We start from the raw sequence: 12,203 nt of genomic DNA on the forward strand, positions 1-12,203 counted from the left end.
CACAAAGGAGGAGCACCATGAAGATCGCCTACACCGCCTGGACCTGGCTGCAGGACGAGTACAACGGCTGGGCCCCGATGAGCGACAAGCCCAAGCGCGATTTCGAGGCCTCTCTGCGGGACCTGCACGCCTGCGGGTACCGCTGCCTGGAGGATTTCAACATCGTCGCCGATATCTTTGACGGCTGCCCGGAAGAGTTTGCCGCCCTGACCCGCAAATACGACATCGAGTTTGTCAACCTGTACCATTACCTGACCGCCGATTTCGAGTACGACCGCAAAAAGACTGAGCAGTGCATCGCTTTCATGAAAGCGCAGGGCACCACTCAGATGAACCTGGAGCCGCCGCGCAAGGCGCCGGACCAGGTGATCGGGGAGAAAGAGCTGGATGAAGTGGCGCGCCACTGCGATATCCTGGGTGAGATGTGCCGCGACGCGGGCATCAGCCTGGCGCTGCATCCCCACTGGGGCACCTATGTGGAGCGGGAGGACCAGATCGACTATTTTCTCGCCCACACCCGGCGGGACTGCGTGGGCCTCTGCCTGGACACCGCCCACACCGTGCTCTGCGGCATGGACCCGGAAAAGCTGTTCGCCAAATATCTGGCCCAGGGCGTGCTGCGATACGTCCATTTCAAGGATATCGACCCGGACCCGGCCGCCCATCCCGAATATCCGCCCCGCCGCTTCCGGGCGCTGGGACAGGGCACGGTAAACTTTCCCGGCGTGCTGCGGGTGCTGCGCGCCGGCGGCTATGACAACGTCATCTGTGTGGAGCTGGACTTCAACCGGGTGAACAACTACGAGTCCGCCTACACCTCCCGCAAATACATCTACGACGTGCTGGGCATGTGAGGCGGCGGACCGTCAAAAACAAAAACGACGGAAATACAGAAAAAAAGGAGTGCAGTACTATGTCGAGAAAAGCAATGATCTTCCGGGGCGGCTGGGACGGCCACGAGCCGAAAAAGGTGAGCGAGCGCTTTAAAAAGCTGCTGGAAAAAGAGGACTTCGAGGTGGACGTGTTCGACACCCAGGAGTGCCTGGCGGAGACCGAGCCCCTGCTCAAATACGACCTGATCATCCCGATGTGGACCCAGGGGCAGATGGACGACCGCTACGCGTTCCATCTGGCCGAGGCGGTGGAGAGCGGCGTGGGCCTGGGCGGCGCCCACGGCGGCATGTGCGATTCGTTCCGCTGGAACATCGAGTATCAGTTCATGACCGGCAGCCAGTGGGTGGCCCACCCGGGCGACACCTGGTACCACCACATCTCCGACCTGTCGCCGGACAATCTGGCCTTTGTGCAGCAGTTCTACCCCTCGCCCGACGACGGCTTCGAGACCACCTACACCGTCAACATCAAGCGCGGCGCAGCCTCCCCGATCGTCGAGGGCATCCCCGATTTCCAGGTGCGCACCGAGCAGTACTATCTGCACCTCGACCCCTGCGTGAACGTGCTGGCCACCACCCTGGTCACCACCACCGGGCCGCACAGTTCCAACGGGCCGGTGGCCATGCCGGTCGTCTACACCAAGCTCTGGGGCAAGGGCCGCGTGTTCTACAGCTCGCTGGGCCATGTGGACCGCATCTATGACGAGGCGCCCGAGGCGCAGGAGATCGTGCGCCGCGGCCTGCTGTGGGCGGCCCGCAAGTAAGAGGCCCCGGCACGGGCCGGTAAAGGCACGCCCCGCCGGGACGTGGCCCGCAAAAAAACGGCGCAGTCCTCGCATGAGCGGCTGCGCCGTTTTTGATGGGCCCCTTATTATTACATTATATATGTAAAGAAACCGTAAAAAGTCACGGCGGAGAAACAGGCCGCCGCAGACAGACCCGGGCGGCCGGGACAGGCGGCGGACAGGCCGCCGCAAAAGATGAAACCAGATGGGGGTTGGATATGAAGATTTTGTGCTATGGCTCGTTGAATGTGGATCATGTCTACGGGGTGGACCACTTTGTCCGGGGCGGGGAGACGATCCCCTCCCTGAGCAGGGAGCTGTTCTGCGGCGGAAAAGGGCTGAACCAGTCGGTGGCGCTGGCGCGCGCCGGCGGCGAGGTGTACCATGCGGGCAAGGTGGGCGCGGACGGCGGCATGCTGCTGGACCGCCTGAGACAAAACGGCGTCAATGTGGACCACGTCAGCGTCAGCGCCGATCTGCCCACCGGCCACGCGGTCATCCAGGTGGACGCAAAAGGGCAGAACTGCATCATCGTCTGCGCCGGGGCGAACGGCTCGATCACAGAGCAGGAGATGGACGAGGTCCTCTCCCACTTTGGCCAGGGGGACATCCTGCTGCTGCAAAATGAGATCAACGGCATCGGCACGCTCATGCGCAAGGCCTACGGGCGCGGCATGCAGATCGCCCTCAACCCTTCGCCCATCGACCGGAAGCTGGCCTCGCTGGAAGAGCTGCGCTATGTGACCTGGTTCATCCTCAACGAGGTGGAGGGCTGCGAGCTCACCGGGCAGCGGGAGGGCGCGGAGATCTGCAGCGCCCTGCTCCAAAAATATCCGCGCGCCCGGGTGGTGCTCACGCTGGGCAAAAAGGGCTGCCTGTACCGGGACGGCGAAAAGACCGCCGCCCACGGCATCTACGACGTGCCGGTGGTGGACACCACCGCGGCGGGGGACACCTTTACCGGCTATTTTCTGGCGGGGGTCACCGACGGCCTGCCGGTGGAGCGGATCCTGGAGCTGGCCAGCAAGGCCTCCTCGCTGGCGGTCAGCCGCCGGGGCGCGGCGGATTCCATCCCGGCGCGGGCCGAGGTGGAGGCCTGCGCGCTTGCCCTTTTGGGGTGAGAGCGGCGATGAAAAAGAAAAAAGGCATCAAAAAGGGGTTTCAGCAGGCCGGTTTTCCGCTGAAAGTCCTCGGCACGCTGGCCGGCATGCTGATGATCGGCTTTGCTATGGCGGGTATGTATCTGGGCGATCTCGGGGCTGACCCGATCTCGATCCTGATGGAGGGGGCCGCGCGCGCGGCGGGGCTCAGCAAGGGGATGGGCGCCAACCTGGTGAACCTGGCGTTTTTCCTCTTTGCCCTGCTGTTCAACCGGCGCAGCATCCGCTGGGCCACCCTGATCTCGGTGCTCGCCATGGGCCCCAGCGTCGACCTGGGCCTGTGGGTGCTGGGCGCCCTGCTGCCCGCGCAGATGAGCTTCCCCGTGCGGCTGCTGCTGGGGGCGGCGTCCTGCGCGCTGCTGGGCTTTGCCATTGGCTTTTACCTGTCTTTTGATTTCGGCGCGACCCCCTCCGACAGCGTGGCGCTCTGGCTCCGGGACACCTTTCACCTGCGCTACCGGGTCTGTTCCTGGCTGCTCTACTGCTTTGCCTTTGCGGTGGGCTGGGCCCTGGGCGGCACGGTGGGGGTGGTGACGGTGCTGGGGCTGGCGCTGCCGGGACTGATCGCGGATCTCGTTCTCGCCCGGCTGCAGGCGGGCCCCGCCCCGCGGCCGGAAGAAAAAAAGGAGGCCTGAAATGAAAGTGATGATCGGCGCCCTCGCGCATGAATCCAACGACTTCTGCCCTCATCTCACCACCCGGGAGATGTTCGAGTTTTACAGCGGGGATGAGGTGGCGCGCCACCTGCCGGTGGCGGACATCTTTGAGGAGGCGGGCGTGGAGGTGATCCCCTCCATCTACGCCGCGGCGGAGTCCTACGGGCCGGTGGAAGAGCAGACGTTCCTCTATTTTGAAAAGATGATCCTGGACACCGTGCGGGCGAACCCGGACCTGGACGGCATCTGGATGTTCTGCCACGGCGCCATGAATGTGCAGAACATCGGCAGCGGCGAGTACCGGCTGGCCTGTGACCTGCGGGCCCTGGTGGGAGAAAACTGTGTGATCTCTTTCGGCATGGACCTGCACGGCAACCTGGAAGAGGACCTTGCAAACCAGGTCAATATCTTCCGCTGCTACCACACCGCGCCCCACACCGACCAGCGCGACACCTACCGGCGCACGGCCCGCGCGCTGGTGGAATACCTGCGGTACGGTCACCGCCTGCACCCGCAGCTGCGCAAGCTGCCCATGATCTTTCCCGGAGAGATGGCAGCCACCACGGTGGAGCCGTTCAAAAGCATCATCGCCTACATGGACGAGCTGGAGCGCAGGCCGGAGGTGCTGTGCGCCAGCTGCTATATCGGTTTTGCCTGGACCGACGCGGCGCGCACCTCTTCCGCCGTGGCGGTGGTGCCGGCCGCGCCGGAGCATGAACAGCTCTGCGCACAGCTGGCGGACGACCTGGCGCAGAGGGTCTTTGCCCGCCGGCGGGAGTTCGGCTTTGAGATGACGGCGCTGCCTCCCCGCGAGACGGCCCTCGCCTCTCTGTACGAGCTGCCGCCCCCCTGCTGCGTGACCGATATGGGCGACAACCCCACCGCCGGCACCACCGGCGGCGGCACCGTGCTGCTGCGGGAGTATCTGGCCGCCGCGGACGGGAAAAAGCGGGTGCTCATCGCCGGCATCTGCGACCCGCAGGCTTTCGCCGTCTGCCGGGCCCATCGGGAGGGGGATGTGTTCGACCTCTCCATCGGCATGGAGATCGACGAGGTGACCCGCCCGGTGCAGGTGCGCGCGGTCTGCCGGGGCTGCCGCAGCGTGCTGGGCTACCGGATCGCCTCCGTGCCCCCCATCAAGCGCTGCGAGGCGGCGATCGTCTCGGTGGGCGGGGTGGACGTGGTGATCACCGACCGGGCCTACGCGTTCACGCAGAAGGTGAATTTTTCCTCCTGCGGGCTGGATCCCAGCAGCTATGACGTCTTTGTCACCAAGTTCGGCTACATCTTCCCGGAACTCAAAGAGATGGGCAAAAGCTTCATCATGTCCAACACCCCGGGCGAGAGCTATCAGATGATCACCGAATTCAACTACAAAAAGATCCGCCGCCCCATCTACCCCCTGGACGATATCTGAGCCAGAGGCGGACCGATGGAGGGGCCTTTTAAAAGCCGATCCATTTGTTAAGAACAGAAAAAACCGCAGGAAAAACCGGTAAGGAAAAAGACGGAGAGACGCAGCGACGGCGCTCTTCGTCTTTTTTTGTCAGCGGGGCCGGAAAAGGAGGAGCAGCAGCGCAGATCCGCGGGAAAACAGCTGTTTTAAATCGCCAAAAATGAAAGGGCAAGATTAGGCAGAATAGCAATAGAAAACCGAAAAAAAAGATGATATACTAAGGGCACAGATTTAAGGTTAACGTTTACCTTATCGAGTAAGTCATCGCGCAGGAGTAATATGGGTGTAACGCTGAGGGATGTCGCAAAAAAAGCGGGAGTCTCCGCGGTCACTGTGTCAAAGGTCGTCAACGGTACGGACCAGCATATCAGTGAAGAGACGCGGCTGCGGATCCAGAAAATCGTAAAAGAACTGGGATATGTTCCCAACGCGGTGGCAAAAGGCCTGAAAGAAAAACGGACCAATATGCTGGGTTTTCTTTTACCGGATATTTCGAACTCTTTTTTTCCAGAGGTCGCCCGGGGCATCGAGGATATGGCAAAGGTCCATGGCTTCGGCGTAGTGATGTGCAATACGGACGACAGCGCCGAGCAGGAGACCGAGCGCATCCGCTTTTTATCTTCGCGGATGGTGGACGGGATTGTTTTTGCCCGGGCGCTGAAAAACAGCAATATGAGACAGCTGCTCAGTTCTGGACTGCCAGTGGTCGTGGTCGACCGGGACATAGAAACGGAACATACGGGGATGGGGCAGATCTTTGTAGACACCCAGCGCGGGATCTATGAGAGCACCAGCCTGCTGATCGGAGCGGGCTGCAAAAAAATTGCTTTTATCTCCGCGGAGTACGCCGCCAGATTCGACCGTTACCAGGGGTATTGCGACGCGCTGCAGCAGGCCGGGCTTCCAGTGGAGCCGAAACGGGTCTATAAAGATCACTATGATGTCAAGACCGGCTATGAGGGTCTTTACCGCATTTTGGCGAATACCGAGATCGACGGCGTAGTGTGCGGCAACGATATGATCGCGGTGGGCGTGCTCAACGCCCTGAAAGAAAAGGGGATCAGCGTACCGGGGCAGGTCAAGGTGATCGGTTTTGACGATGTTTACTTTTCACGATATCTTAGCCCGCCACTGACGACCGTTTATCAGCCCGCATACCAGATGGGGTCGGCGGCTGCGGAGATGCTGATCGACCATATCCTCTATCAAAAGCCGCTCTATAAAAAAAATTTGGACTTTGAACTGCGGATACGCAATACGGTATAAAAGCGGAGAAAACCGCAGTTCTGCTTTTGCAGAAAAAATGAAAAGGTGAGGCACGGCGCCTGCCGCTCTCGCGGGGGAGCGGCGCCTGCGGCCCGCAAAGGGGCAAGCCGGACGACCGCATCCGCAGACACTGCAGAATGTCGGATTTTTCTCTTTTCAAAAACAAGCCGGGATGGAAAGAGTTTATATTTTTATAAGGTAAACGTTAACCTAAAATTTGTGGGGTTTTCACGGACACGAGGACAGAGAAGCTAAGCCTCTAAAGAAGTTGTCCAACAAAAGGTAAACGTTAACCTTATCAATTCAATCAAAGAAAGGGAGAAAAAAACATGAAAAAGTATGAGCCGATCTTGCAGTGCGAGTACGGCCCGCTGGCCGACAAGGTCTGTCTGGAGCCGGACTATTTCAAAGGCTTTGAACCGGCCCGCAGGCAGGAGATCGTGGCAAAAGAGGCCCGGTTCTACCGCAGCATTACAGACGCCTTTTCGGTGGACAGCCAGCTGGAAAAAGCCTATGTGACCTATCCGTCCTATGACGGGGCTGAAATCAAAATGAAATACTATAAGCCCCTGAAAAAAGGCGACAGGCGCCCGGCCTGGATCTTTATCCACGGCGGCGGCTACATGACCTGCAGCGTAGAGACCCATGATTTCGTCCCCTCCTATGTGGCGGCAAATGCGGACGTTGTGGCCTTTTCGGTCGAGTACCGTCTGGCCCCCGAGTACAAGTTCCCGGTGGGGCTGGAGGACTGCTATGAGGCGGTCCGCTGGGTGTGGGCGCACGCGGAGGAGTTCGGCGTGGATCCCGACAGGATCAGCCTGGGTGGCGACAGCGGCGGCGGCAACTTCACCGCGGTGCTCACCCTGATGGCCCGGGAGCGCGGGGAGTTCACGCTGGACAAACAGGTGCTGATCTATCCGGGCACGGATATGTCGGGCACGGTGGAGAAAAAGTCGCCCAAGGTTTATCCTCCCATTGGGGACGAGCGCAGCAAAGACAGCGGCCCTGTCGCTTTTTATGCCGGCAAGGACGTAGACCTGACCGACCCCCATCTCTCTCCGCTGCTGGCGGACAGTCATGCGGAGCTGCCCAGCGCTCTCTTTATTCTGGCCGAGTGTGATCCGCTGGTAGACGACGGGCTGATGTACGCAAAGGCGCTGCAGGACGACGGTGTGGCGGTGGAGTGCCATGTGTACAAAGGCATGCCGCACGCGTTTATCCTGCGCACCTACACAGAGACCTTTGCGGCGCTGGACAAGATCTGCGCATTTATGAAAGCCTGAAAGGGGCTAAAGCAAGTCTGCTTTTCACGCGGCTGCGTGAATGGATAAAGAAACAAAAAAGAAAAAAGGAGACTATCATGAAAAAAGCAATGGCATTGATCCTTACTCTGGCAATGGCGATTTCACTGGCTGCCTGCGGCGGCTCCGGCAGCTCCAGCACACCGCCCGCCTCGGGCGCGGCTTCCGGCGGCGTGGCTTCCGCTGCGGGCAAGGAGAAGATTTTGATGGGCCTGGCGATGCACAACCAGTCGGCGGACTGGGCGGTGCGCTTTCAGGAGGCGTTTTTGGAAGCTGCGGCGGAAAAGGACGTGGAGGTCACCTTTACGGATGCCAACAGCGTGGCGGCCACACAGGTGAGCAACATTGAAGACCTGGTCTCGCAAAATATTGACGTGCTGGTGGTGCTGCCCGCCGATTATTCGGCACTGGGACAGGCGCTGAAATATGCCGATGACAACGGGGTGCCCATCGTCAATGCGGATTCCCGCGTGGTGAAAGAGGATCAGCCCCTGGTGTCCAGCTTTATCTCTGCGGACAACTACAAAGCAGGCTATACCCTGGGCGAATATCTGGCCGACACACTGCCCGAGGGCGCCACGGTGGGCACCTTGAACAAGCCCGAGATCGCTGCCATCGGCGACCGGTTTGTGGGCATGGAGGATGCTTTTAAAGACAAGGGCAGAGACGATCTCATCATCGCGGAAAAAATCGTCACCGACACCAACCAGGCGGCGACCTATACCGAGGACATGCTGATGTCCACCCCGGAGATCACCACCTTTGTCGCGCTCAACGACGGTACCGCCCTCACCTGCTATGCTACCTGCAAGCAGCTGAACCGGGAGGATGTGCGCGTCTACGGTTTTGACGGCTCCCCCGCCGGCAAGCAGTCCATTGCGGACGGAGAGATGGCCGGCACGCTGGTGTACTCCCCGGTAGATCTGGCCCGAGCTTCTTTTGAAGCTGCGTACGCCATCTGCACCGGTGCGGACTATGAACAGGACTTCCAGATCCCCATGTGGATGATCAGCCCGGAGAACATCGCAGAGCGCGATCTGAAAAATTGGGAGTGACCCCTTTCCCCGCGCAAAGGCGATAGCCAGGTAACATCATCGGGAAAAGGGCGGCGCTGCCTGGGCAAGCGGTTTAAGGGGCTTCTTAGACCACGCGCTCTCGCACCGCGCCGCCCTTTTCTCTGTCAAGGAGGGAAAGGCTTTGGAAAACTATTTGCTTGAAATGACCAATATCCACAAAAGATTTCCCGGCGTCTACGCCCTGAAAGGGGCAAAGCTGCGGCTGAAAGCGGGCGAGGTACATGCCCTGGTGGGCGAGAACGGCTCCGGCAAGTCCACCCTACTGAATGTTCTGGGCGGTATTCTGTCCCGGGACGAGGGCGAGATCCGGATGAATGGGGAAGCGGTCGAGATCCAGGGCGTGCTGGATGCCCAACGGGCGGGGATCAGCATCATCCACCAGGAGCTGGTCCTGGTGCCCTATCTCTCGATCGCCGAAAACATCTATATCAACCGCGAACCCATGAAAAACGGGATGGTGGATTACGGCACTCTATATGAAAATGCCCAGAAGTTTATCGACGAGTTGGGGCTGGACCTGGACGCAAGGGAAAAGGTCGTGCGCCTGACCATTGCCCAGCAGCAGATGGTGGAGATCGTCAAGGCGGTGTCTTTCAACGCCAAGATCGTAGCGATGGACGAACCCACCTCCTCGCTTTCGGATAAGGAGATCGACGCGCTGTTTGCCAACATCCGCAGCCTGAAAGCCCGGGGGATCGGCGTCATCTATATCTCACATCGTCTGTCAGAATTGACGGCCATCGCGGATACGGTCACCGTTCTGCGGGATGGGGAGATGGTGGCGACCAAAGCGGTGAGCGAGACGAACAACGACGAGATCGTGCGGCTGATGGTGGGCCGCGAGGTGACCAACTATTACACCCGCACCTATAATCCGCCGGGAGAGACCATGCTGAAGGTGGAGGGCCTGAGCTCCAACAAAGTCAAAGACGTGAGCTTTGAGGTGCACCGGGGCGAGATCCTGGGCTTTGCCGGCCTGGTGGGCGCGGGCCGCACCGAAACGATGAAAGCGATCCTCGGCCTGGATGAGAGGACAAAGGGCCGGGTGACCCTGTTGGGCAAGCCCCTGGACGCCAGGGAGCCAATGGCCGCCTATCGCCGGGGCATCGCCTATATCCCTGAAAACCGCCGGGAGGAGGGGATCATCCCCCTGCAGACCATCCGGTTCAATATGACGCTGAAAGTCCTCGGAGATTTTATCAAGGGGATCCGTGTGGACCGCAGCAGAGAGCGGGAGATCACCGACCGGTATATCCGGGAGCTGTCGGTCAAAACGCCCTCACAGCTGGCGCGGCTGCAAAACCTTTCCGGCGGCAACCAGCAAAAGGTGATCATTGCCAGCTGGCTGGCGGCCCGTCCCGAACTGATCATCATGGATGAGCCCACCCGCGGCATTGACGTGGGGGCAAAAGCGGAGATCTACGCGCTGATGAACGACCTTGCGCGCCAGGGGATCGCGATCATCATGATCTCCTCCGAGCTGCCGGAGATCATCAACATGAGCGACCGGGTCGTGGTGATGCGGGAGGGGACGGTGTCCCGGGTGCTGGAGCGCCCCCAGCTCTCGCAGGAAGAGATCATGAAATACGCGGTCAATATTTAAGTTTGAAAACAGAGGGATAAACCATGGAAAAAACCAAATCCAGACCCAAAACGGGGAACGGCCGCTCCGGCGGCGCAAAGGCGTTTTTCTCCCAGTATGTGGGGCAGATCGCCTTTTTGGGGCTGCTCTTTGTCGTCCTGTCCTTTGGCACCGGAAATTTTCTCACCAGCCAGAACCTGATCAACGTCATGCGGCAGATCTCCACCAACATGTATGTGAGCTGTGCCCTGACAATGATCCTGATCACCGGCGGCATCGATCTTTCCACCGGTTCGGTAATGGCGCTGTCCGGCATGGTCGCCGGCTATATGTCGCTGGCGGGGCTGCCTTTCTGGCTCTGCGCTCTCTGCGGCGTCCTCTCGGGCACACTGAGCGGCTTTATCAGCGGTTTCATCATTTCCAGCACCAGCCTGCCCCCTTTCATCGTCACCTATTCGATGCAGAGCGTTCTGCGGGGCATGGTATTCGTCATCACCTCGGCCAACGTCCTGCGTTTGACTGACGACGCCTTTATCGCTTTTGGCGGTGGTTCGCTGGGCATTGTCCCCTACCCGGTCATTTATATGATCGTGGTCATCGTCATTACTTATCTGATCGTCAACCGCACCCAGCTGGGCCGCCATATGTACGCCACCGGCGGCAATGTGAAAGCTGCCCAGTATGCCGGCATCCGGGTCAAGTGGGTCCGCCGTTTCATTTATATGGCCTCCGGCACCATGGCGGCCCTGGCGGGGCTGGTCTACACCAGCCGCAGCACCTCCATGCAGCCCGCGCTGGGCACCGGCATGGAGATGGATGCCATTGCGGCGGTGGTGCTGGGCGGGACCTCGATGGGCGGCGGCCAGGGCGGTATCTTCGGCACCATCCTGGGCGTCCTGATCATCGGCTTTATCAACAATGGCCTGAACCTGCTGCGGATGAACAGCTATTGGCAGTATATCTGCAAAGGTATCGTCATTTTGATCGCAGTATACCTGGACGATGTGAAGAACAAGCGGATGCTGCGCGCCGTTGGGAAATAAAACCGGAGGCCAATGCAATGAAAAAAACAGTTTTACTCAATGCGGGCGTTACTTCAATGATCGCGGAGATGGGGCATACCGATACGCTGACGATCGGTGATTGCGGCCTGCCCATCCGCGGGCAGGCAAAACGTCTGGATCTGGCACTTAAATTTGGGGTGCCGGGCTTTATCGAGACGCTGCAGACCGTACTGACCGAACTGCAGGTCGAAAAGGCCATCCTGGCCGAAGAGATCAAAGCGGCGTCTCCCGACATGGAACGGCAGATCCTGAACTGCCTGGGAGAAAAGGTGGAGGTGGAATATGTTCCGCATGAGTGTTTGAAAAAAATGAGCGAGAGTTCGCGGGCTGTGGTCCGCACGGGAGAGAACACCTCTTATGCCAATGTCATTCTGGTGGCAGGGGTGCCTTTCTAAGGGATAAAACGTTACCTGTTCTCTGTGTTCGGATTTTTATGAAAAGGGTCAAAGGCACGGGCCGGCGGCAAAGCTGTCCCCGCACCTTTGGCCCTTTTGCTCCGATGCTGCGCCTCTCTGCGGAGGCCATCCGGCGGGGCATGCGGTGGCGCCGCTGCGCCGGCTCTTGCCGGAGAACGGCCGGCGTGAAGAAAAGTATAAATAAATTGCGCTTTTGCAGCGCGGCGACACAGAAGATGACGGCGCGGGCCTGACTGCCGAGATGGCGTCCGTTTCCCCTGCCCGGCAGCCGAAAACAGAGCCGCACGAGGTGGGAGCAAGGCGGACGCGAAAGAGGAGGGCGTCTCGGTCCGGCCCGCGGCCGGCGCAGGAGGCGGCGCTTCCCCTTTCCCGCGACAGCTGCGACAGAGGAAAAAATCTTTCTGAGCGGTCCCGTGAAAAAGGCGGAATCCTGAAAAATATGAAACCGTTTCCTTTAAATGAGAAAGAGTTTTTTTGTGTCCAATACACATACAGACTTCTCAAAACTTGTGCAGGATTACAGAAAATGATGACAACAATGGAAAAGT

The 12,203-nt window shown here is 59.6% G+C and carries 11 protein-coding genes; all 11 read left to right on the plus strand.

Features of this window, described 5'->3' with window-relative positions:
- The first annotated feature begins 17 nt into the window (after positions 1 to 17).
- The 11 genes from H8S23_RS13190 (at position 18) to rbsD (ending at position 11,634) form a co-directional block, all read left to right on the plus strand.
- Complete coding sequence (locus H8S23_RS13190; protein ID WP_186888822.1) at positions 18 to 854, plus strand: sugar phosphate isomerase/epimerase family protein; 837 nt, start codon at positions 18 to 20, stop codon at positions 852 to 854.
- Positions 855 to 913: 59 nt separating this feature from the next.
- Positions 914 to 1,657, plus strand: a complete 744-nt coding sequence (locus tag H8S23_RS13195; RefSeq protein ID WP_186888823.1) for a ThuA domain-containing protein — start codon at positions 914 to 916, stop codon at positions 1,655 to 1,657.
- Between the two features lie 239 nt (positions 1,658 to 1,896).
- Positions 1,897 to 2,799 (plus strand): ribokinase, encoded by a 903-nt coding sequence (locus tag H8S23_RS13200; RefSeq protein WP_186888824.1) that lies wholly within the window; start codon positions 1,897 to 1,899, stop codon positions 2,797 to 2,799.
- Positions 2,800 to 2,807: 8 nt separating this feature from the next.
- Positions 2,808 to 3,473, plus strand: coding sequence for a YczE/YyaS/YitT family protein (locus H8S23_RS13205; RefSeq protein ID WP_186888825.1), 666 nt, complete (start codon positions 2,808 to 2,810; stop codon positions 3,471 to 3,473).
- 1 nt (position 3,474) lies between these two features.
- Positions 3,475 to 4,911: a M81 family metallopeptidase gene (locus tag H8S23_RS13210; protein ID WP_186888826.1), complete on the plus strand. Its 1,437-nt coding sequence runs from the start codon at positions 3,475 to 3,477 to the stop codon at positions 4,909 to 4,911.
- 318 nt (positions 4,912 to 5,229) lie between these two features.
- On the plus strand, positions 5,230 to 6,216 hold the full coding sequence (locus H8S23_RS13215; RefSeq protein ID WP_186888827.1) for a LacI family DNA-binding transcriptional regulator: 987 nt from the start codon (positions 5,230 to 5,232) through the stop codon (positions 6,214 to 6,216).
- Between the two features lie 329 nt (positions 6,217 to 6,545).
- On the plus strand, positions 6,546 to 7,499 hold the full coding sequence (locus H8S23_RS13220; RefSeq protein ID WP_186888828.1) for an alpha/beta hydrolase: 954 nt from the start codon (positions 6,546 to 6,548) through the stop codon (positions 7,497 to 7,499).
- Positions 7,500 to 7,576: 77 nt separating this feature from the next.
- Positions 7,577 to 8,572 (plus strand): sugar ABC transporter substrate-binding protein, encoded by a 996-nt coding sequence (locus H8S23_RS13225; RefSeq protein ID WP_186888829.1) that lies wholly within the window; start codon positions 7,577 to 7,579, stop codon positions 8,570 to 8,572.
- A 142-nt stretch (positions 8,573 to 8,714) separates the two neighbouring features.
- Positions 8,715 to 10,196 carry a sugar ABC transporter ATP-binding protein gene (locus tag H8S23_RS13230; RefSeq protein ID WP_341479928.1) on the plus strand — a complete coding sequence of 494 codons (1,482 nt, stop codon included), beginning with the start codon at positions 8,715 to 8,717 and terminating at the stop codon, positions 10,194 to 10,196.
- Positions 10,197 to 10,219: 23 nt separating this feature from the next.
- Complete coding sequence (locus H8S23_RS13235) at positions 10,220 to 11,218, plus strand: ABC transporter permease (RefSeq protein ID WP_186888830.1); 999 nt, start codon at positions 10,220 to 10,222, stop codon at positions 11,216 to 11,218.
- Positions 11,219 to 11,235: 17 nt separating this feature from the next.
- Positions 11,236 to 11,634, plus strand: coding sequence for a D-ribose pyranase (rbsD, locus tag H8S23_RS13240; protein ID WP_186888831.1), 399 nt, complete (start codon positions 11,236 to 11,238; stop codon positions 11,632 to 11,634).
- The last annotated feature ends 569 nt before the right edge of the window (positions 11,635 to 12,203 follow it).

The organism is Anaerofilum hominis (assembly GCF_014287275.1).
Classification (GTDB): Bacteria; Bacillota; Clostridia; order Oscillospirales; family Ruminococcaceae; genus Pygmaiobacter; species Pygmaiobacter hominis.